This is a genomic window from Lentzea fradiae (assembly GCF_900100955.1).
GTDB classification, from domain to species: Bacteria; Actinomycetota; Actinomycetes; order Mycobacteriales; family Pseudonocardiaceae; genus Lentzea; species Lentzea fradiae.
The window spans coordinates 482,214-503,969 of record NZ_FNCC01000002.1 but is presented as its reverse complement, the minus strand read 5'-3'; the positions used below and the strand labels follow the sequence as shown (position 1 = coordinate 503,969).

Below are 21,756 nucleotides of genomic sequence, written 5' to 3'. Positions count from 1 at the left end.
GGTTCTTAAAACGAAACGGCCCCCGGAAGCCGAAGCTCCCGGGGGCCGTTCCAGGTCAAGCTACAAAATCAGCGGTAATCCCGACCGAAGTCGTAGTCGTCCAGCGGCACAGCCGCACCAGTCCCAGTCCCGAAGACGTCAGGCGTGTAGTACCCGTCGTCGTACGAAGGAATCGCGTAAGCAGCAGCACGCGCCTCCTCAGTCGGCTGAACCTGGATGTTGCGGTACCGGTTGATCCCCGTACCAGCCGGGATCAACTTACCGATGATCACGTTCTCCTTCAGACCGATGAGCTTGTCCGAACGCCCGTTGATGGCGGCGTCGGTCAGCACGCGGGTCGTCTCCTGGAACGACGCCGCGGACAGCCACGAGTCGGTCGCGAGAGAAGCCTTCGTGATACCCATCAGCACCGGACGACCGGCGGCCGGCTCGCCACCCTCGGCGACGACAGCGCGGTTGCCGGACTCGAAGTCCGCCCGCTCGACCAGCGAGCCGGGCAGGAACTCCGTGGCACCGGAGTCGATGATCGTCACCCGGCGGAGCATCTGCCGGACGATGACCTCGATGTGCTTGTCGTGGATCGCCACACCCTGGGCGCGGTACACCTTCTGCACTTCCTGCACCAGGTGCAGCTGGGCCTCGCGCGGGCCCATGACGCGCAGGACCTCGTGCGGGTCCGGAGTACCTTCCAGCAGCTGCTGGCCGACGGACACGTGGTCGCCGTCCTTCAGCGGGCCGGTGGCCGTGTTGGCGAGACGCTGACGCTTGGACAGCTTCTCGAACACGATCTCCTCGGAGCCGTCGTCCGGGATCAGCGTGATCTTCCAGAAGCGGTCGCCGTCCTCGATGCGGACGCGGCCGTCCACGTCGGCGATCGGCGCCTTGCCCTTCGGGACACGGGCCTCGAAGAGCTCCTGGACACGGGGCAGACCGGTCGTGATGTCGTCACCGGCCACACCACCCTGGTGGAACGTGCGCATCGTCAGCTGCGTGCCGGGCTCACCGATCGACTGGGCGGCGACGATGCCGACGGCCTCGCCGACGTCGACCAGCTGGCCGGTGGCCATCGAGCGGCCGTAGCAGGACGCGCAGACACCGACAGCGGACTCGCAGGTCAGCACCGAGCGGACCTTGACGCGGATGATGCCCGCGTCGACCAGCGACTGCAGCGCCGGGTCGCCGAGGTCGTCACCGCGGCTCAGGACCAGGTTGCCCTGCGCGTCGTGGATGTCGTCCGCGACCGTGCGCGCGTAGACCGAGGTCTGCGCGAACTCGTGCAGGCCGACCTTGTCGCCCAGCTGCTCGCCGACGGTCATGTTCACGCCGCGCGTGGTGCCGCAGTCGACCTCGCGGATGATGACGTCCTGCGAGACGTCCACCAGACGACGGGTCAGGTAACCCGAGTCGGCGGTGCGCAGCGCGGTGTCGGCGAGACCCTTGCGGGCACCGTGCGTCGCGATGAAGTACTCCAGCACCGACAAGCCCTCGCGGAACGAGTTCTTGATCGGGCGCGGGATGTACTCACCCTTCGGGTTGGTCACGAGACCACGCATACCCGCGAGCGAACGGACCTGCGTCATGTTGCCGGCGGCGCCGGACTGCACGATGACGCGGATCGAGTTGTCCTCGGGGAAGTTGTCTTCCATGATCTCGTGGACCTGCTCGGTGGCCTTGGTCCACACCTTGACCAGCTCGGAGTTGCGCTCCTCGTGGGAGAGCTGACCGCGCTGGTAGCGCTTCTCGACGGCGTCCGCGAGGCGCTCGTGCTCCTCGAGGATGTCCTGCTTCGCCGCCGGGACGAGGACGTCCGAGATCGCGACCGTCACGCCGGAGCGGGTGGCCCAGTGGAAACCGGCGTCCTTCAGCTTGTCCAGCGTCCGGGCGACGGTGACCATCGGGTACCGCTCGGCCAGGTCGTTGATGATCACGGCCTGCCGCTTCTTGGGCATGACCTCGTTGATGAAGGCGTAGTCCTGCGGCAGGATCTCGTTGAACAGCACGCGACCCAGCGTGGTCTCCGCGAGCCACGGCTGACCGGGCTCCCAGCCCTCGGGCTCCTGGCCCTTGGGCGGGTTCTTGTCGGAGACGCGGATCTTCACCATCGCCTGCAGGCCCAGGACCTTGCGGTCGAACGCCATGAGCGCCTCGGCCGGCGACGAGTAGAAGTGGCCCTCGCCGATGTCGCCCTTCTTGTGGCGGGTCAGGTGGTACAGACCCGTCACCATGTCCAGTCGCGGCATGGCGAGCGGCTTGCCCGACGCCGGCGACAGGATGTTGTTGGACGACAGCATGAGGACGCGGGCCTCGGCCTGCGCCTCCGCCGACAGCGGCAGGTGGACCGCCATCTGGTCACCGTCGAAGTCGGCGTTGAACGCCTCACAGACGAGCGGGTGCAGCTGGATGGCCTTGCCCTCGACCAGCTGCGGCTCGAACGCCTGGATGCCGAGGCGGTGCAGCGTGGGTGCGCGGTTGAGCAGCACCGGGTGCTCGGTGATGACCTCTTCCAGCACGTCCCACACGGCCGGGCGCGCACGCTCGACCATCCGCTTGGCGGACTTGATGTTCTGCGCGTGGTTGAGGTCCACGAGCCGCTTCATCACGAACGGCTTGAACAGCTCCAGCGCCATCTGCTTGGGCAGGCCGCACTGGTGCAGCTTGAGCTGCGGGCCGACCACGATGACCGAACGGCCGGAGTAGTCGACGCGCTTGCCGAGCAGGTTCTGGCGGAACCGGCCCTGCTTGCCCTTCAGCAGGTCGGACAGCGACTTGAGCGGGCGGTTGCCGGGGCCCGTGACCGGGCGGCCGCGGCGGCCGTTGTCGAAGAGCGCGTCGACGGCCTCCTGCAGCATCCGCTTCTCGTTGTTGACGATGATCTCGGGCGCGCCGAGGTCGATCAGTCGCTTGAGGCGGTTGTTGCGGTTGATGACGCGGCGGTACAGGTCGTTCAGGTCGGACGTGGCGAAGCGGCCACCGTCGAGCTGCACCATCGGGCGCAGGTCCGGCGGGATGACCGGGACGCAGTCCAGCACCATGCCCTGCGGGTTGTTGCGGGTCGCCTGGAACGCGGCGACGACCTTCAACCTCTTGAGCGCGCGCAGCTTCTTCTGGCCCTTGCCGCTGCGGATCGTCTCGCGCAGGACCTCGGCCTCGGCGTCCACGTCGTAGTCACCCAGGAGCTTCTGGATGGCCTCGGCGCCCATGGCACCGGTGAAGTAGTCGCCGTAGCGGTCGTACAGCTCGCGGTAGAGCAGCTCGTCCGCGATCAGCTGGGCGCGCTCGAGCTTGGTGAAGGTGGACCAGATCTCGTCGAGCCGGTCCAGCTCGCGCTGGGCGCGGTCGCGGAGCTGGCGCATCTCGCGCTCGCCGCCCTCCTTGACCTTGCGGCGGACGTCGGACTTGGCGCCCTCCGCCTCCAGCTCGGCCAGGTCGGCTTCCAGCTTCTGCGCGCGGGCCTCGACGTCCGCGTCACGGCGGTTCTCGACGCGCTTGCGCTCGACCTGCATCTCGCTCTCGAGCGTCGGCAGGTCGTTGTGGCGCAGCTCGGTGTTCACGCCCACGATGACGTAGGCGGCGAAGTAGATGATCTTCTCGAGGTCCTTGGGGGCCAGGTCGAGCAGGTAGCCCAACCGGCTGGGGACGCCCTTGAAGTACCAGATGTGCGTGACCGGAGCGGCGAGCTCGATGTGGCCCATGCGCTCACGACGCACCTTCGCGCGGGTCACCTCGACGCCGCAGCGCTCACAGATGATGCCCTTGAAGCGCACGCGCTTGTACTTGCCGCAGTAGCACTCCCAGTCCCGGGTGGGACCGAAGATCTTCTCGCAGAACAAGCCGTCCTTCTCGGGCTTGAGCGTGCGGTAGTTGATGGTCTCGGGCTTCTTGACCTCGCCGAAAGACCACTGGCGGATGTCGTCCGCGGTCGCGAGACCGATGCGGAGCTCATCGAAGAAGTTGACGTCGAGCACGTCTACTCTCTTCCCCTTTTTAGATCGGTGGCAGCTAGGAGCTGGTCGGAGGGCCAGGGAGCGCTACGCGGGAGGCATGGCGCTCCCTGGCCGGCGAGGTGACTAGTTGACGACGTCGTCCACGGAGGGCGACTCGGACCTCGACAGGTTGATGCCGAGGTTCGCGGCCGCGCGCTCCAGGTCCTCGTCGTCGCCGTCGCGCATCTCGATCGCGGCACCGTCCGAAGACAGGACCTCGACGTTGAGGCACAGCGACTGCAGCTCCTTGAGCAGCACCTTGAAGGACTCCGGGATACCGGGTTCCGGGATGTTCTCGCCCTTGACGATGGCCTCGTAGACCTTCACGCGGCCGAGCACGTCGTCGGACTTGATGGTGAGCAGTTCCTGCAGGGTGTACGCGGCGCCGTACGCCTGCATCGCCCAGCACTCCATCTCACCGAAGCGCTGACCACCGAACTGCGCCTTACCACCCAGCGGCTGCTGCGTGATCATCGAGTACGGGCCGGTCGAACGCGCGTGGATCTTGTCGTCGACCAGGTGCAGCAGCTTCAGGATGTACATGTAGCCGACGGACACCGGGAACGGGTACGGCTCGCCGGAGCGGCCGTCGAAGAGCTGCGCCTTCCCGTTCTCCTTGACCATCCGCTCGCCGTCGCGGTTCGGGATCGTCGAGCCGAGCAGGCCCGTGATCTCCTCTTCCTTGGCGCCGTCGAACACGGGGGTCGCGGTCTTGGTGCCGGGCTCGACGTCGCGCAGCTCCTCGGACAGGTTCTTCGCCCAGTCCGGGTCGCCGTTGATGCTCCAGCCCTGCTTGGCGATCCACCCGAGGTGGGTCTCCAGCACCTGGCCGATGTTCATACGACGCGGCACACCGTGGGTGTTCAGGATGATGTCGACCGGCGTGCCGTCCTCGAGGAACGGCATGTCCTCGACGGGGAGGATCTTGCCGATGACGCCCTTGTTGCCGTGGCGGCCGGCGAGCTTGTCGCCGTCCTGGATCTTGCGCTTCTGGGCCACGTAGACGCGGACGAGCTCGTTGACGCCCGGAGGCAGCTCGTCGTCGTCCTCGCGGGAGAACACGCGGATGCCGATGACCTTGCCGTACTCGCCGTGCGGCACCTTCAGCGACGTGTCGCGGACCTCGCGCGCCTTCTCACCGAAGATCGCGCGGAGCAGGCGCTCCTCCGGCGTCAGCTCGGTCTCGCCCTTGGGCGTGACCTTGCCGACGAGGATGTCGCCCGGCTGGACCTCGGCACCGATGCGGATGATGCCGCGCTCGTCGAGGTCGGCCAGGACCTCCTCGGAGACGTTCGGGATGTCCCGGGTGATCTCCTCGGCGCCGAGCTTCGTGTCGCGGGCGTCGATCTCGTGCTCCTCGATGTGGATCGAGGTGAGAACGTCGTCCTGCACGAGGCGCTGCGACAGGATGATCGCGTCCTCGTAGTTGTGGCCCTCCCACGGCATGATCGCCACGAGCAGGTTCTTGCCGAGCGCCATCTCGGCGTTCTCGGTGCACGGGCCGTCCGCCAGGACCTGGCCGTGCTCGACCCGGTCGCCCTCGTTCACGATGGGCTTCTGGTTGATGCACGTGCCCTGGTTCGAGCGGCGGAACTTGTGCAGCGCGTAGGTGTTGCGCGAGCCGTCGTCCGCCATGACCGTGATGTAGTCGGCGGAGACCTCCTCGACGACACCGGTCTTCTTCGCGACGACGACGTCACCGGCGTCGACCGCGGCGCGCAGCTCCATGCCGGTGCCGACCAGCGGCGACTCGGAGCGGAGCAGCGGCACGGCCTGACGCTGCATGTTCGCGCCCATCAGGGCGCGGTTGGCGTCGTCGTGCTCGAGGAACGGGATCATGGCGGTCGCGGCCGACACCATCTGGCGCGGCGAGACGTCCATGTAGTCGACGTCCATCGGGTCGATGAACTCGACCTCGCCGCCCTTCTTGCGGACCAGGACGCGGTCGTCGGTGAAGTTGCCCTCTTCGTCGGTCGGCGAGTTGGCCTGCGCCTTGACGAAGCGGTCCTCCTCGTCCGCGGTCAGGTAGTCGATCTGGTCGGTGACCCGGCCCTCGACGACCTTGCGGTACGGCGTCTCGATGAAGCCGAACGGGTTGACCCGCGCGTAGGAGGACAGCGAGCCGATCAGGCCGATGTTCGGGCCTTCCGGCGTCTCGATCGGGCACATGCGGCCGTAGTGCGACGGGTGGACGTCGCGGACCTCCATGCCGGCCCGCTCACGGGACAGACCACCGGGACCCAGCGCCGACAGGCGGCGCTTGTGGGTCAGACCCGCGAGCGGGTTGGTCTGGTCCATGAACTGCGACAGCTGCGAGGTGCCGAAGAACTCCTTGATCGCCGCCACGACGGGACGGATGTTGATCAGGGTCTGCGGCGTGATGGCCTCGACGTCCTGCGTGGTCATGCGCTCGCGGACGACGCGCTCCATGCGGGACAGGCCGACGCGGATCTGGTTCTGGATCAGCTCGCCGACCGTGCGCAGGCGACGGTTGCCGAAGTGGTCGATGTCGTCGACCTCGACGGGGACGTCGGTGCCGTTGGCGCCGTCCATCTGCGTCTCACCGGCGTGCAGGCGGACCAGGTACTCGATCGTCGTGACGATGTCGTCCTCGGTCAGCACACCGGTGTTGATCTCGGTGTCCAGGCCCAGCTTCTTGTTGACCTTGTACCGGCCGACCTTGGCCAGGTCGTAGCGCTTGTCCTTGAAGAACAGGTTCTCCAGCAGGGCCTGCGCGGACTCCTTCGTGGGCGGCTCGCCCGGACGCAGCTTGCGGTAGATGTCGAGCAACGCCTCGTCGGTACCCGCGGTGTGGTCCTTCTCGAGCGTGGTCAGCAAGGTCTCGCTGAACGCGAACCGCTCGCGGATCTGCTCGGTGCTCCAGCCCAGAGCCTTCAACAGCACCGTCACCGGCTGGCGACGCTTCCGGTCGATGCGGACACCCACGGTGTCGCGCTTGTCGACGTCGAACTCCAGCCAGGCACCCCGGGACGGGATGATCTTGACGCTGAAGACGTCCTTGTCGGTCGTCTTGTCGACCGCGGTGTCGTAGTAGACACCCGGAGAGCGCACGAGCTGCGAGACAACCACGCGCTCGGTGCCGTTGATGATGAACGTGCCCTTGTCCGTCATCATCGGGAAGTCACCCATGAACACCGTCTGGCTCTTGATCTCGCCAGTGGTGTGGTTGGTGAACTCCGCCGTGACGAACAGAGGTGCCGCGTACGTCATGTCCTTGTCCTTGCACTCCTCGGTCGAGGCTTTCACCTCGTCGAAGCGCGGGTCGGAGAAGGACAGTGACATGGAGCCGGAGAAGTCCTCGATCGGCGAGATCTCGTTGAGAACCTCTTCGAGACCACTCGTCGGGGTCTCGTCACCGGCGTCGACCCGGCGCTGGAACCACGCCTCGTCGCCGGTGAGCCATTCGAAGGACTGGATCTGCAGGTCGAGCAGGTTGGGCGTCGAGAGCGGCTCGTGAATCTTTGCGAACGAGACGCGCTTCGGCGCTCCAGGGATCCCCGACGTGGAGTTGGTCGCAGCAGTGGCCTTGGTCGCGCGAGAGATCGCCAAGATGCGTCCTTCCAGGGACAGGTAGCTGGCTAGAGCGAACTAGCACGGCTGTCAAGGGTGCGGCGATGCCCGACTAATCCACGCTCTCGGCGAAGGGCAAGCGGAAAATGGGCAGCGCAAAGGGGCAGTCTAGCCACACGCACGGCGACTGTCGAGAGGCACCTGGAAGGACCCTCCTCTTGCTCACCGACAGAGTGACCCCGCATGAGCGTGCAGTCAAGATGTTGCGGGCCGATCCACCCTGTGGATGGAGCGCCGTTTACTTTCTGCCACTCAACTGACCTGCGCAAACACGAGTGCGGCCGATCCGGTGGGAAGTTGACCGTTTCAAGTGGTGCTGCAGACCGGTGCGAGAATCGCTGTGACCGAGATCACGCGTGTCGGGTCTGGCGGAGAGGGTCGTATCGGTGCTTCTGGGACTCCTGTGACGACCTCGGAGCGGAGTTGATCTTAGGGGACGGCGATCAGATACCCCGCACCGGCCCGGCTCAAACGACCCCCGGCCACCCTCGTCCGGCAGGGCTCACCGAAACCCCACGCACTTACCTCACGCGGGGCTCTTTCGTACTCGCCCACCGCACGCGGGGGCCCTACGAACCAACACACAGTACGAAAGGGCCCCGCGTGCGGTCAGCAGCCCTCGAGTTGGCGGTTCTGCTCGGCCGTCGCGCCGAACATCTCCATGTTGTCGATCTTCCAGCGCCCGCCGTCCGCCACCGCGCCCACCCGGAGCATGGCCGTGCCGCCGCCGGACTGGTTGTCCGTCGTGCGGGTGGTGACCTGGTCGGCGAAGACCAGCACGGTCGCGTGGCCGTCCCGCAGCGACGACACGGCCGACGACACCACGCGCACGGTCACGACCAGCTTCTGCTGCGGCGCGACCTCCTTCACCGGGCCGAACACCGCGTTGTACTGGCACAACGCCCTGCCGGTGAGCAGCTCGGCCGCGGCCCGCTCGGTCGCGGCCACGTCGGCGAAGTTGTAGGAGAACGCCCTCTCGACGGCCTCGCGGACCTGGCCGTTGACCTCGGAGGTGGTGCCGGTGTCGACCAGGGCCGCGTCGTAGTCCACCGCACGCGACTTGACCAGGAAGAACGTGCCCAGGGCTGCGAGCAGGACGGCGACGGCGACCAGGGCCGCGGGCAGGTGCCAGGTGATCGGGCGGCGCTTGGCGGGGTCCGGGGTGGACTCGGTGTCAAGTTCGGGGAGGGGGTCCGACCAGGCGGAAGCCGGGGAGTCGCCGGGTTCGGGCTGGCCGGCGGCCTCGGGCTGGTCAGCGGCCTGGTCGGCGGCCTCGGCCTCGACGCGGCCGGGGACGGCGGCCTGGTCTGACGTGACCTCGGGCGCCGCCGTGCTCTCGGGCACCGTGCTCTCGGGCGTGGGCTTCGGCTCGACGACCTCGGGCGTCACGGCCTCGGCAGGCGGGGCGGCCTCGGTCGGCTCGGCAGGCGCGGCGGGCCGGGTGGTCTGCTCCCCTGAGGTGCGGCGGTGCAGGCCGGCGACCTTCGGGCGGCCTCCTGCCGGGGGCGTCGGGACGGGGCGGCGGCGGGGTGGGGGCACGGGCTGTCCAATCAGACGCCCGCCCGCAGCGGACCCAGCTGGCTGAGCTTCCAGCCGTCGTCCGTGCGGGTGAGCTCGGTCAGGTACCGGTTGATCTTGGTGACCTTCTGGCCGTCCGCCGGGGTCACGGTGCTCTCGACGACGGCGATCATCGACGCGGTGCCGGTGCGGTCGTCGAGCTCGGTGATGGCGGAGTCGAGCACCTTCGACGTCGTGACCGACTTGGCGTCGACCAGCTGCTTGCGGCGCGAGTCCTTGTCCTTGTCGATCTCGGCGCGCAGCGGCCCGGTGGAGGAGCTCAGCCAGCGCTGCAGGTCCTCGTCGACCTTCTGGTAGTCGAGCGTGAGGAAGTTCGTGATGCCGACCTGGCCGGAGCGCAGGGCCTCGTCGCGGGTGGCGGCGTACTCCGCCTCCGCCGAGTGGGAGGCCGAGTACCAGGCCACGCCGGTGTAGGCGGCGTAGCCGAACGTCAGCACCGCGAGGACCGCGGCGACCACTGTGAAGGTCCGCATCACTTCTTCTCCTCGGGCAGGCCCAGCAGCTGGCCGAGCGACGTGAGCAACGGCAGCTCCGGCACCGTCGCCTGGCTACCGGTCGGCTCCTGGCCGGGCTGGGTCGTCGCGGTGCCGACCGGGGTGGTCGGCGTCCCGCCGTAGGGCGCGTTCTGCGAGCCACGCACCGATGTCGCCGAGCCGGGCGCCAGGGCGCAGTACGCCTGCGTGTTCAGCGGCGCGGCCGACGTGTCGTTGCCGTTGCGGACGGTCGTGCCCTCGTACCCGACGGTGCAGGGCATCGGGTCGAAGAGGTTGAGCGCCAGGCCGAAGTGCGCCGACCCGTCGCCCGGCGCCACGGTGAAACCGCCACCCACGGCGATGGGGTACGTCACGGCGATCTGTTCCAAACCGTCGCGCCTGGTCACGAGGATGTTCGAGGTGGTCAGCAGGTTCGCGAAGACCACCCCGAGGTTCGGCCCGCTCTCCCTCAGCAGGGCGGAGACCTGCTCGGAGGCGGGCGGCACCGCGACGATCAGCCGCCGCAGGTCGCCGTCGGAGGCTTTGAGCTGCTCGGCGAGCAGCCGCAGGTCGCCGCTGAACGACCGGATGGCGCCGCCCTGCGCGGCCTGCGTGGCCAGCACGACCCGGCCCTCCTCCAGCAGCCGGGTCGTCTGCGGCAGGTGCTCCCTGGCCGCCTGCGTGAACGCCGCGGTGTTGTCGATCAGCACCTGAAGGTCGCCGCCGGTGCCGTTGAAGGCGTCGTGCAGCTCGTCGACGACGGTCCGCAGCGAGTCCGTCGGCACCGAGGAGGCGAACGCGTCGAGGTTCGTCAGCAACCCGTCGACGGGCGGCGGGGTCTTGGTGGCCGACCGCGGGATGACCGACCCGGCCTCCAGGTACGGGCCGCCGTCGGAGGTCGGCCGCAGGTCGACGTACTGCTCGCCGACGGCCGACCGGTTGGCCACCACGGCCTCGGTCGCGGCGGGCACGCGCGGGGCGTCGGCGTCGAGCTCCAGGTCGGCCTCGACGCCGTCGGGGGTGAGCCGCAGCTGGCCGACCCGCCCGATCGTGACGCCGCGGTAGGTGACCTCGGCGTTGGTGAAGATGCCGCCGGAGTCGGCGAGCTGCATCGTGACGACCGTCGAGGCCGGCTTGAACAGGCCCACGTAGGTCGCGCTGACGTACGAGATGCCCAGCAGAGCGACCAGCACGAACGCGACGATCTTGACCTTGGTCCCGCGAGTGGTCACCTGCGGCCACCTCCCAGCAGCCCGCCGAGCAGGTCGCCCAGCCCGGACCCGGTGCCCTGTCCCGCGTTCGGCAGCGGGAGGTTCGGCAGCGGGATGTTCGGCAACGGCAACGGCGTGCTCGGCAGCAGCGAGTCGACCGGCGACTGCCGCGAGCGCCCGAGGTTCTCCAGGACCGAGCCCAGGTTCAGGTCGAGGTCGATGAACGCGTTGGTGTAGTCGCCCTTGATGCCGTCGAGCGCCTCGTCCGGGAACGGGTAGGTGAGCAGCAGCTCCAGCGACTTCGGCAGGTTCTGCCCCGACTCGGCGAGCTTCGTCAGCGTCGGCTGCAACGCCTTGAGGTCCGCCACGATGTCGTCACGGCTGCGGTTGACGGTGTCGGTCGCGACGTCGGAGAGCTTGGTCAGCGACTGCAGCAGCGTCACGAGCTGCGTGCGCTGCTCGGCGAGGACCTTCAGGCCGGGCTCCAGGTCGGTCAGCGCGACCGCGATCTTCTCCCGCTGGCCGGCGAGCGTCCCGGCGAGCCGGTTGATCGAGTCGAGGGCGCGGACGATCTCCGCCTTGTGCTTGTCCAGCTCGCCGACGAACGTGTCCAGGTTGCCGAGCAACGAGCGGATCTCCTGCTCGTTGCCCTCCATCGCGGCGTTGAGCTCCTTGGTGATGTTCTGCAGCTGCGCGACGCCACCGCCGTTGAGCAGCATCGACAGCGCGCCGAAGACCTCTTCGACCTCGGGGTTGCGGTTGGTGCGGTCGAGCGGGATCACGGCGTTGTCCGCGAGCGTGCCCGAAGGGTCGGAAGGCTTGCCGAGCTCCACGAACTTCTCGCCGAGCAGCGCGGACTGGCGCAGCTTCGCGAACGCGTTGGCCGGCAGCCGCACGTCGCCGTTGACCAGCAACGTCACCTCGGCGGTCCAGCCGTCCGTGGCGAGGTCGATCTTCTCGACCCTGCCCACCGGCACGTCGTTGACCTTCACGCCCGCCTGCGGCACGAGGTCCAGGACGTCGGCGAACCGCGCCTTCACCCGGTACGGGTGGTCGCCGACGTCGGCGCCGCCCGGCAGAGGCAGGTTGTAGACGCCGTCGAAGCCGCCGGACCCGCAGCCCGACGCGAGCAGGGCGGCTGTGAGGACCACCGCGAGCTTCCTCATCGGGGCACCCCCGCGAGCGGCAGGGGCAGCGGCAGCTTGCCCGCGTTGAGGTCGCTGAGCACCTCGGCCGGCGTCTTCAGCGGGAGGGCACCGGTGAGCAGCGGTTCGAGCTGCTTGCAGGTCTCCGCCAGCACCGGGGGCACGTTGTTCGGCGTCGCCTGCTGGACGAGCTTGCAGACCAGCACGATCGGCGGCTGGTTCAGCTCGTTGATGTTGGCGCGGGTGTCGAGCGTGCCGGACGCCGCGTTGTAGGAGTTCTGCAGGTTGCCCAGGGCCAGCGGCGCGACGTCGAGCGTCTCCGCCAGCGCCGCCCGCTGGTTCACCAGCACCTGCGTGATCGAGGCGAGCTTGTCCACGTTGGACTTGAGCACCTCGCGGTTGTCCTTCACGAAGCCCTGCACCTGGCCCAGCGCGGTCGCGAGCTCGGCCAGCGCGGCACCGAGGTCGCCGCGTTCGTCGGCGAGCAGCTTCGACACGTCCGCGAGCTGCTGGTTGAAGTCGCGCACCTGGCTGTCGTTCGCGGCCAGCATCGCGGTGAACTTCTGCAGGTTGTCGACGGTCGCGAAGAGGTCCTCCTTGGACCCCGACAACGTCCGGGTGGCCTGGCCGAGGTTCTTCAGCGTGTCGTTGAGGGCCTGGCCGTTGCCCTCCAGGTTCTTCGCCGCCGAGTTCAGCAGGTCGGCCAGCGCGCCGTCGGCGTTCGCGCCGTTCGGGCCCAGCGCGGTCGTGAGCTTGTCGAGCGACGAGTACAGCTCGTCCAGCTCGACCGGCGTCGCCGTCCGCTCGCGCGGGATCACGGCGTCGTCGCCGAGCGCCGGTCCGCCGGTGTAGGCGGGCGTGAGCTGCACGTACCGGTCGCTGACCACGCTCGGCGCGACCACGACGGCCTGCGCGTTCTCCGGCACCCGCACGTCGCGGTCGACGGTGAACACGACCTTCACGGTCTTGCCCTCCGGCGTGACCTCGTCGATCGTGCCGACCTTCACGCCCAGCACCCGGACGTCGCCGCCGGGGTAGACGCCGACGGCCGCGGCGAAGTGCGCCGTGACCTTCCGGCCGTTCATGGCGCCGAAGACCCACCAGAGCCCGGCGGCCACGACCAGGGCGAGCACGCACGCGACCGCGATGAACCGGCCGGTCCTGCTGTGAGCTGCTGTCGTCATCGCTGCACCCCCGGTGGCAGGCAGCCTTCCTCGTTGAACCCGACGACGCCGAGGTTCACCGAGGGCGGCAGCAGGCCGCAGATGTAGGTGTCGAACCAGCGCCCGTTGCCCAGGGTGTTCGCGAACACCCGGTAGAAGGGCGCCATCAGCGCGAGGCTGCGGTCGAGGTTGTCCTGGTTGCGCTGCAAAACCGTCGTCACCCGGTCGAGCTGCTCCAACGCGGGCTTGAGCTGGTTCTGGTTGTCCTGCACCAGACCGGTCAGCTCGCGGGACAGGTCGCGGGTGCCGGTGAGCAGCGCGCTGATCGCCTCGCGGCGCTTGCGCAGCTCCCCGAGCAGCAGGTTGCCGTCCCCGAGGAGCTTCTCGAACTCGGCGTTGCGGTCGGCGAGCGTCTTCGTCAGCTGCCGGATGTTGTCCAGGAGCTTCGCCAGCTGCTCGTCGCGCGAGGAGATCGTCTTCGACAACGCGGACAGGCCGTCCAGCGCGCCCCTGACGTGCTCCGGCGAGTTCTTGAAGGTGTCGGACAGCACCGTGAAGCTGTCCGCGAGCTGCTTGGTGTCGATCTGGCCGACGGTCGTCGCGAGCCCGTTGAACGCCTCGTTCACGTCGTACGGCGCGAGCGTGCGCTCCTTCGGGATCGGGTCGCCCGGCGACAGCGGCTGGCTGCCCTGCGGGTCGAGCGCCAGGAACTTCTGGCCCAGCAACGTCTTGATGCGGATCATCGCGGTCGACCGGTCGCCCACCCAGGCGTCCTTGACCTTGAACGTGACCCGCACGCGGTCGCCGTTCAGCTCGACCTTGGTGACCTTGCCGACCTTCACGCCGGCCACGCGGACCTCGTTGCCGGACACCAGCCCGGCGGCCTCGCTGAAGTCGGCGGCGTAGCTCGTGCCACCACCGACGATCGGCAGGTCGTCGGAGTAGAACGCGGCGAGCAGCAGCAGGGCGATCACCGTGAGGCTGACCGCGCCGGTCCTGATCGGGTTGGACGTCCTCATCGGCGGCACCTCTGCTGGGTCACCGGCAACGCCGTGATCGGGATGGGGTCGTTGATGACGGGCGGCACGGCGACCTGGCCGCTCGCCTCGCACAGGTAGAAGTTGAACCACGAGCCGTAGGTCGCGGTGCGGGTGATCGTCTCCAGCTTGTTCGGCAGGCCCTGCAACATCTTCTCGACGAGGACCTCGTTGTCGCCCAGCGTCTTCGAGACGATGCCGAGCTGCGCGATGTCGTTGCGCAACGGCTCGCGGCCCTGTTCCAGCAGCCCGGACGTGGCCTGTGTCAGGTCGCCGAGCGCGCTGATCGCGTCACCGATCGGCTGACGGTCTTGAGCGAGTCCGGACACGAGCGACTGCAACGTCACGACGAGGTTGTTGAGGTCCTGGTCGCGCGAGTTCACGGTGTCGAGCGCGGTGTTGAGGTTGTCGACGACCTCGCCGATCACCTTGTCCTTGCTCGCGAGAGTGCTGGTCAGCGAGGCCGTGTGCCGCAGAAGGCTGTCGATCGTGCCGCCTTCCCCTTGCAGCACCTGGATGATCTCGAACGACAGCTTGTTCACGTCCTCCGGCGACAGCGCCTGGAAGAGCGGCTTGAAGCCGTTGAACAACACCGTCAGGTCGAGCGCCGGCTTGGTGCGCTCCAGCGGGATGGTGCCGCCCTCCGGCAGCACCGCCTTCGTGTCACCGGTGCCCGCCTCCAGCGCGATGTACCGCTGCCCCACCAGGTTGCGGTACTTGATCGTCGCGGTGACCGACTCGGGCAGCCTGCGGTCGCCGTCGATCGAGAACTCGACCTCGGCGGTCTTGCGGTCGACGACCTCGATGCCGTCGACCTGCCCGACGCGGACACCGGCGATGCGGACGTCGTCGCCCTCGTTCAACGAGGTCACGTCGGTGAACCTGGCCTTGTAGCCGGTGGCGCCGCCCAGGCTCACGTTGGCGATCGTCACCGCGAGCAGGGTCGTCGCGAGGATCGTGACGAGCGCGAACGAGAGCAGCTTGAGCAGCGGGGCGAGCACGCCTTTCACCGGACCGTCACCTCCGTCCCGCGGACCAGCGGACCGAGCAGCAGGCTCGACCAGCCGGGCATCTCCCGCGGGTCGACGCCGACGCGCGGGCCGAAGAGCGCCGCGACGAGCCGGGCCTCCTCCGGCGAGTTGACGAGGTTGACCGCGTCCCGCGCCGACGACGGGATCGTGGCACCGGGCGGCAGGACGCCGTCGTTGCCGACGCGGGCGGGCGGCGGTGAGCTGGAGCCGTCCTGCACCGGGCCGTCCGGCGGGTACTGGGGGAACGGGTCGGGCCGCGGCACGAGGTCGTAGCAGCGCGGGCCGCGCTTGTCGGCGTACTCCGGCTCGTCCAGGTTCGGCTTGTACTTGCCGCGGTTCTGCGTGATCTCCAGCGTGATGTGCAGGCCGGGCTTGTCGGTGCCCGCGCCGAACGCCTTGCTGATGACCGGCTCGAACTCCGCGAGACCCTTGAGCAGGCAGGGGTACTCGGGCGCGTACTTCGCGAGCAGCTCCAGCGTCGGACGGCTGCTGTCGGCGAGCGAGATGATGTTGTTCTTGTTGACCGCGACGAAGCTGCCGAGGTCCTGCGACGTCGTCGTCAGCGACCCGTACAGCGCCAGCAGGTTGTCGCGCTGCTCCACCACGGTCTTGGTCGTCGTGGTCATGTCGTTGAGCGCTTGCAGCAGGTCCGGCGCGGCGTCCGCGTAGACGTTCGAGACGTCCGCGAGCCGGGAGATGTTCTCCTTCAACGCGGGCAGCTGCGGGTTCAGCTCACCGAGGTACGAGTCCAGCGAGACGAGGGTCTCGCCGAGCGGCTTGCCCCGCCCGTCGAGCGCCTGCGACAACGCGGTCAGCGTGGTGGCGAGCTTCTCCGGCTGGATCGCCTGCAACACCGGCATCAGGTTGTCCAGCACACGTTCCAGCTCGATCGCGCTGCTGGTGCGGTCCTGCTCGATGACCGCGCCGTCGCTGATCGCCTCCGCCTTGCGCTGCGGCAGCACCAGGTTCACGTAGCGCTCGCCGAACAGCGTCTTGGGCAGCAGGCGCGCGCTGACGTTGGCGGGGATCTGGCCCACCTTGTCCGGCAGCAGCGCGAGCTCCAGCTCGGCACCGTCACCGCTGGTCCGCACGGCCTTCACCGACCCGACGATCAGCCCGCGCACCTTGACGTCGCTCGCGGTCTGCAGCTGGTTGCCGATGTGGTCGGTCTTGAGCGTGACCTTCACGTACTCGCCGAAGGCGTCCCGGTAGATCGCCACCGTCAGCGACAGGAACAGGGCGATCGCGAGGAGGAAGGCGATGCCCAGCACGCGCGGTGCCCATGTCCTCGGCGTCATCCGGCGATCCTCACCGTCGTCGTCGCGCCCCAGATCGCGAGGCTGAGGAAGAAGTCGAGCAGCGCCGTCGTGACGATCGCCGTCCGCACCGCACGCCCGACCGCGATGCCGACACCGGCGGGACCGCCCGAGGCGCGGTAGCCGTAGTAGCAGTGCGTCATGATGATCACGACCGCGAAGACCAGCACCTTGCCGAACGACCAGAGCACGTCGACAGGGGGTAGGAACAGGTTGAAGTAGTGGTCGTACGTGCCCGCCGACTGCCCGTAGAACTCCACGGTGATGGTCCGCGCGGCCAGGTAGCTGGTCAGCAGGCCGATCACGTACAGCGGGATGATCGCGACGAACCCGGCGATGATCCGCGTGGTGACGAGGAACGGCAGGCTGGGGATGCCCATGACCTCCAGCGCGTCGATCTCCTCCGAGATCCGCATCGCGCCGAGCTGCGCGGTGAAGCCCGAGCCGACCGTGGCGCTCAGGGCGAGCCCCGCGACCAGCGGCGCGATCTCGCGGGTGTTGAAGTAGGCGGAGACGAAGCCGGCGAACGCGGACGTGCCGATCTGGTTCAGGGCCGTGAAGCCCTGCAGACCGACGACCGTGCCCGTGAACACCGACAGCCCGACCATCACGCCGATCGTGCCGCCGATGACCGCGAGCGCCCCGCTGCCGAAGCTGACCTCGGCCAGCAGCCGCAGCGTCTCCCTGGAGTACCGCCGCAGGGCGCGCGGGGTCCAGGCCAGCGCCTTGAGGTAGAACGCCAGCTGGTCACCGAAGCCGTCCAGCGCGGACAGCGCCTTGTTCGCCATCAGCTCCCCTTCGCGGGCACGACCTGCAGGTAGATCGTGGTCAGGACGAAGTTGACGAAGAACAGCAGCAGGAACGTGATGACGACGGCCTGGTTGACCGCGTCACCGACGCCCTTGGGCCCGCCCGCCGGGTTGAGGCCCCGGTAGGCGGCCACGATGCCCGCGATGAACCCGAAGATCAGCGCTTTGAGCTCGCTGATCCACAGGTCGGGCAGCTGTGCCAGCGCGCTGAAGCTCGCGAGGTAGGCGCCGGGCGTGCCGTCCTGCATGATCACGTTGAAGAAGTAGCCGCCGAGCACGCCGACGACGCTGACCATGCCGTTGAGCAGCACGGACACCAGCATCGCCGCCAGCACCCTCGGCACCACGAGGCGGTGGATCGGGCTGACCCCGAGCACCTCCATCGCGTCGATCTCCTCGCGGATCTTGCGCGACCCGAGGTCCGCGCAGATCGCGCTGCCGCCCGCGCCCGCGATGAGCAGCGCCGTCACGATCGGGCTGGCCTGCTGGATGATCGCGAGCACGCTCGCGGCGCCGGTGAACGACTGCGCGCCGATCTGGCGGGTCAGGCTGCCCAGCTGCAACGCGATGACCGCGCCGAACGGGATGCTGACCAGCGCCGTCGGCAGCACCGTCACGCTGACGATGAACCAGCTCTGCTGGATGAACTCGCGGAACTGGAACGGCCGCCGGAACGACGTCCGCACGACGTCGATGCCGAGCTGGCAGAGCTTCCCCGTCTCCCGCAGCGCACCGGCACCGGGGAATGTCGCGGGCGTGCTCACAGCACACCACCCCGCCGCGGCCAGGGGCTCGGCGCCGGAGCGGGCACCGGCACCCCGGCGTGCACGCCGTAGCGCACCTGCTCCTCGGGGGTGAGGCTCGCGATGATGCCCTGCTGGGCGTCGAGCGGCAGCTGGTGGATGATCGACATGACCCGGTCCTTGCGCCGCCGCACCGCGTCGCGGAACGGCAGCCCCGGCGTCGGCTCCAGCTGCGGCACGACCCCGCGCATGTCCTCGTCCGGCGACCCGTCCGAGTGGCCCGCGTCCGCGTGCGCCTGCTCGGCGGCCATCGTGGCCTGGTCCTTCTCCTCGGACATGCCGATCGGACCGAGCCGCCGGCCGTTGAGGAACTGCTCGACCACCGGTTCGTCGCTGGTCAGCAGCACCTCGCGCGGCCCGAACATGACGAGCTCGCGGCGGAACAGCATGCCGAGGTTGTCCGGCACGGTCCTGGCGATGTTGATGTTGTGCGTGACGATCAGGATGGTCGCGTCGATCTGGGCGTTCAGGTCGATCAGCAACTGGCTGAGGTAGGCCGTGCGCACCGGGTCGAGGCCCGAGTCCGGCTCGTCGCACAGGATGATCTCGGGATCGAGCACCAGCGCCCTGGCGAGACCCGCCCGCTTGCGCATGCCGCCGGAGATCTCGCCGGGGAGCTTCTTCTCCGCGCCGACGAGGCCGACCATCTCCATCTTCTCGAGGACGATCCGGCGGACCTCTGCCTCGGTCTTGCGGGTGTGCTCGCGCAGCGGGAAGGCGATGTTGTCGTAGAGGTTCATCGACCCGAACAGCGCGCCGTCCTGGAACAGGACGCCGAACATCTTCCTGATCTCGTACAGCTTGTGCTCGGAGCACCGCACGAGGTCCGTGCCGTTGATGACGATCCTGCCCTTTTCCGGCTTGAGCAGGCCCACCAGCGACTTCAGGAACACGCTCTTGCCGGTGCCCGAGGGCCCGAGCATCACGCTGACCTCACCCGGCGGGAGCGTGAGCGTGACGTCCTGCCAGATGGTCTGCTTGCCGAAGGACTTGGTCAGGCCCTCGACGACCACCTCGACACCCATCCACGCACCTCCGCACACGGCCAGGGGACGCCGTGGCGATCGGCGTCACACTGGGGAAACGAGTTTGTGCGCGGCAGGTTACTCACCAGTTGGGCTAACGCCGGTTGCGTTCGGATAACGAGGAACCGGGTGACCTCGCAAAACGGTCACCGGAGACGGGATCGCACGCCTGCGACCAACCGTTTTCGAGACTGATGTGACTCGTGGCACATCAGGCCCGGAAACGCAGAACGGGCGTGCACCCCCGTTGAGAGGTGCACGCCCGTTCAGGCACTGCGAGGCAGAGCGCCGGCCCCCGGAAGGGGCCTCAGATCACTTGAGCGAGATCTTGGCGCCGGCGGCCTCGAGCTTCTCCTTGGCGGCGTCGGCGACGTCCTTCGCCACGTTCTCGAGGAGCGGCTTCGGAGCGGACTCGACGAGCTCCTTGGCCTCCTTCAGGCCCAGGCCCGAGACGACCTCGCGGACGACCTTGATGACCTGGATCTTCTTCTCGCCGGCGCCCTCGAGGACGACGGTGAACTCGTCCTTCTCCTCCTCGGCGGGGGCGGCGGCGGCCGCACCCGGAGCGGCGGCAACGGCGACGGGCGCCGCGGCGGTGACCTCGAAGGTCTCCTCGAACTGCTTCACGAACTCGGACAGCTCCAGGAGGGTCATCTCCTTGAAAGCGTCGAGCAGCTCTTCGGTGCTGAGCTTCGCCATGATCGGCGGTCCTTTCTAATCTCCCGCGCGAAAGCGCCGGGCGTGTCTTCGGGTGATCAGCTTTCGGCGGGAGCGTCGGCCTCGGCGGCGGGAGCCGCGGCGGCCTTCTTCTCCTGCAGGGCAGCAGCCAGGCGAGCGACCTGGGAAGCCGGGGCGTTGAACAGACCCGCGGCCTTGGCCAGGTTGCCCTTCATCGCGCCCGCGAGCTTCGCGAGCAGCACCTCACGGCTCTCGAGGTCCGCGATAGCGGTGACCTCGTCGACCGAGAGCGGGCGGCCGTCCATGTAGCCGCCCTTGATGACCAGGGCCTTGTTGTCCTTCGCGAAGTCGCGGATCGCCTTGGCGGCCTCGACGGGCTCGCCCTCGACGAACGCGATGGCGGTCGGACCGGCCAGAAGGGCCTCGAGGCCCTCGATGCCGGCGTCCGCAGCGGCCAGCTTGACCAGCGTGTTCTTCGCGACGGTGTACTTGGTGCCCGCGCCGAGAGCGCGACGCAGCGTGGTGAGCTGCGCCATGGAGAGGCCACGGTACTCGGTGACGAGCGCTGCCGAGCTGCCGCGGAACTGGTCCGCGAGCTCAGCGACCGCCGTAACCTTGCTGGGCTTCGCCATGATCGCCTCCTCTCTGGGCTGGGTTAGACCACCAGCTGCGAGAAGGTCCCGAAACAACAGAAACGCCCACGCGCACAAGCAGCACGGGGCGTCACAAGAAGCTTTGCCTCGTCCTCCCTGCGCGGGCCGCCCGTGTTGCAACGGGGCCTTCGTTCTCCTCGCGGAGAAAACCAGCGGTCTTCGGTAGAACCATCGAAAACAGTAGCCGACTGTGTAGCGGCTCTCCAAATCGGCATGATGTGACGTGTGACCGACGAGCCCGGCAAGGACCTCGCGCCCCGCCAGCCCCCGCCGCAGCCGCCCGTGCCCCACCAGCCCCCGCTCCAGCCGCAGCCCCAGGCACAGGCACAACCCCAGGCGCAGCCGCCCGCGCCGCAGATCGACCCGGAGCAGCTGCGGCAGTTCCAGGAGTTCCAGCGGTTCCAGGAGTACCAGCGCTACCAGGAGGCCACGGGCCAGGCACCCCAGGCGTTCAAGCCGCACGGCAGGCGGTGGTGGCTGGTGGTGCTGGGCAGCCGCGTCTTCTGGCGCGCGCTGTTCTTCCTCCTCGTCGTGTTCTCCGCGATGTGGGCCTACGACAACTTCTTCGGCCGCGACGACCCCGGCGGCATCGCGCAGGACAGCGGCGGCGTCACCGGTCCCGCGCAGGGCCTCAGCGCGCCCGCCGGCCTGCAGGGCGCCGTCGGCATGTTCTACAAGCACGTCTCGTTCGCGGACACGACCCGCGCCTGCACGCTCATCTACCGCGACGACGCCAGGGAGCGGTTCGCCCAGGCCCACGGCGCGAGCGACTGCGGCGAGGCGGTCAGGAAGCTGAAGGACCAGGTCACCAACGTCGACCGGTACCAGCAGGTGATGTTCCCGCCGGACATGCTGAAGACGCCCACCTCGACCAGGGTCACCATCGACTCGTGCGAGCTCACCGTGGAGGGCGGGCCGCGGCTCGGGGTGTTCGTCGTCGAGAAGATCGGCTCCGGCTGGGTGATCACCGACTGGTCTCCCGGCTCCTGCGGCTAGCCGCGCGCGAGCCGTTGTGCCGCAACGGCTTCGAACGACTCGACGGCACGGGCGAGGCTGTCCGTGCCGTGCCCGGCGGCCACCTGGTGGTCCACCAGCGCCTTGAGCGAGCCGAGCGCCGCGAACGGCACGTCCTGCGCCTCGGTCGCCCGTCCCGCCGGACCTGGTCGAGGCGGGCGAACAACCTGCGCCACCACTTCCTCGAACTGGTCGGCACCACACCGGGCGACTACCGACGAAACAGGAGCTGACATGCGAAAAGGC

17 protein-coding genes are annotated in these 21,756 nt (G+C 68.5%); 1 reads left to right on the top strand and 16 read right to left on the bottom strand.

Annotated features, from left to right (window positions below; genetic code table 11):
- Positions 1 to 68 precede the first annotated feature (68 nt).
- The 15 genes from BLT23_RS06495 to rplJ all read right to left on the bottom strand — a co-directional run bounded on the left by BLT23_RS06495 (position 69) and on the right by rplJ (position 20,475).
- Positions 69 to 3,965 (bottom strand): DNA-directed RNA polymerase subunit beta', encoded by a 3,897-nt coding sequence (locus BLT23_RS06495; RefSeq protein WP_090046549.1) that lies wholly within the window; start codon positions 3,963 to 3,965, stop codon positions 69 to 71.
- A gap of 102 nt (positions 3,966 to 4,067) precedes the next feature.
- Positions 4,068 to 7,553: a DNA-directed RNA polymerase subunit beta gene (rpoB, locus tag BLT23_RS06490; RefSeq protein WP_090046547.1), complete on the bottom strand. Its 3,486-nt coding sequence runs from the start codon at positions 7,551 to 7,553 to the stop codon at positions 4,068 to 4,070.
- Positions 7,554 to 8,183: 630 nt separating this feature from the next.
- Positions 8,184 to 9,113 carry a hypothetical protein gene (locus BLT23_RS06485; RefSeq protein WP_143035846.1) on the bottom strand — a complete coding sequence of 310 codons (930 nt, stop codon included), beginning with the start codon at positions 9,111 to 9,113 and terminating at the stop codon, positions 8,184 to 8,186.
- A gap of 11 nt (positions 9,114 to 9,124) precedes the next feature.
- The gene (locus BLT23_RS06480) at positions 9,125 to 9,625 is read right to left on the bottom strand and encodes a nuclear transport factor 2 family protein (protein ID WP_143035845.1); all 501 of its coding nucleotides are present in this window, start codon (positions 9,623 to 9,625) and stop codon (positions 9,125 to 9,127) included.
- Positions 9,625 to 10,857: an MCE family protein gene (locus BLT23_RS06475; protein ID WP_090046540.1), complete on the bottom strand. Its 1,233-nt coding sequence runs from the start codon at positions 10,855 to 10,857 to the stop codon at positions 9,625 to 9,627. Before BLT23_RS06475 ends, BLT23_RS06480 begins: the two co-directional genes overlap by 1 nt.
- Positions 10,854 to 12,002 carry an MCE family protein gene (locus BLT23_RS06470; protein WP_090046537.1) on the bottom strand — a complete coding sequence of 383 codons (1,149 nt, stop codon included), beginning with the start codon at positions 12,000 to 12,002 and terminating at the stop codon, positions 10,854 to 10,856. The genes BLT23_RS06475 and BLT23_RS06470 overlap by 4 nt, the downstream gene beginning before the upstream one ends.
- A complete protein-coding gene (locus BLT23_RS06465) occupies positions 11,999 to 13,165 on the bottom strand; it encodes an MCE family protein (protein WP_090046535.1) in 1,167 nt (388 codons plus the stop codon). The genes BLT23_RS06470 and BLT23_RS06465 overlap by 4 nt, the downstream gene beginning before the upstream one ends.
- The gene (locus BLT23_RS06460; protein WP_090046533.1) at positions 13,162 to 14,163 is read right to left on the bottom strand and encodes an MCE family protein; all 1,002 of its coding nucleotides are present in this window, start codon (positions 14,161 to 14,163) and stop codon (positions 13,162 to 13,164) included. Before BLT23_RS06460 ends, BLT23_RS06465 begins: the two co-directional genes overlap by 4 nt.
- Positions 14,160 to 15,191, bottom strand: coding sequence for an MCE family protein (locus BLT23_RS06455; RefSeq protein WP_090046532.1), 1,032 nt, complete (start codon positions 15,189 to 15,191; stop codon positions 14,160 to 14,162). The genes BLT23_RS06460 and BLT23_RS06455 overlap by 4 nt, the downstream gene beginning before the upstream one ends.
- The gene (locus tag BLT23_RS06450; protein ID WP_090046529.1) at positions 15,188 to 16,510 is read right to left on the bottom strand and encodes an MCE family protein; all 1,323 of its coding nucleotides are present in this window, start codon (positions 16,508 to 16,510) and stop codon (positions 15,188 to 15,190) included. The genes BLT23_RS06455 and BLT23_RS06450 overlap by 4 nt, the downstream gene beginning before the upstream one ends.
- Entirely contained in the window at positions 16,507 to 17,316 is an 810-nt protein-coding gene (locus tag BLT23_RS06445) for an MlaE family ABC transporter permease (RefSeq protein ID WP_090046527.1), read from the bottom strand. Before BLT23_RS06445 ends, BLT23_RS06450 begins: the two co-directional genes overlap by 4 nt.
- Positions 17,316 to 18,101 (bottom strand): MlaE family ABC transporter permease, encoded by a 786-nt coding sequence (locus BLT23_RS06440; protein WP_090046524.1) that lies wholly within the window; start codon positions 18,099 to 18,101, stop codon positions 17,316 to 17,318. The genes BLT23_RS06445 and BLT23_RS06440 overlap by 1 nt, the downstream gene beginning before the upstream one ends.
- Positions 18,098 to 19,165, bottom strand: a complete 1,068-nt coding sequence (locus tag BLT23_RS06435) for an ABC transporter ATP-binding protein (protein WP_090046522.1) — start codon at positions 19,163 to 19,165, stop codon at positions 18,098 to 18,100. The genes BLT23_RS06440 and BLT23_RS06435 overlap by 4 nt, the downstream gene beginning before the upstream one ends.
- A gap of 312 nt (positions 19,166 to 19,477) precedes the next feature.
- Positions 19,478 to 19,864 (bottom strand): 50S ribosomal protein L7/L12, encoded by a 387-nt coding sequence (rplL, locus tag BLT23_RS06430; protein ID WP_090046520.1) that lies wholly within the window; start codon positions 19,862 to 19,864, stop codon positions 19,478 to 19,480.
- A 56-nt stretch (positions 19,865 to 19,920) separates the two neighbouring features.
- Positions 19,921 to 20,475 carry a 50S ribosomal protein L10 gene (rplJ, locus tag BLT23_RS06425; protein ID WP_090046519.1) on the bottom strand — a complete coding sequence of 185 codons (555 nt, stop codon included), beginning with the start codon at positions 20,473 to 20,475 and terminating at the stop codon, positions 19,921 to 19,923.
- 246 nt (positions 20,476 to 20,721) lie between these two features.
- Here rplJ and BLT23_RS06420 point away from each other — a divergent pair, with 246 nt between their 5' ends.
- On the top strand, positions 20,722 to 21,492 hold the full coding sequence (locus BLT23_RS06420) for a hypothetical protein (RefSeq protein ID WP_090046516.1): 771 nt from the start codon (positions 20,722 to 20,724) through the stop codon (positions 21,490 to 21,492).
- On the opposite strand, the gene BLT23_RS39895 is transcribed toward BLT23_RS06420, so the two are convergent.
- A complete protein-coding gene (locus BLT23_RS39895) occupies positions 21,489 to 21,746 on the bottom strand; it encodes a hypothetical protein (protein ID WP_143035844.1) in 258 nt (85 codons plus the stop codon). The genes BLT23_RS06420 and BLT23_RS39895 overlap by 4 nt on opposite strands.
- Between the last annotated feature and the right edge of the window lie 10 nt (positions 21,747 to 21,756).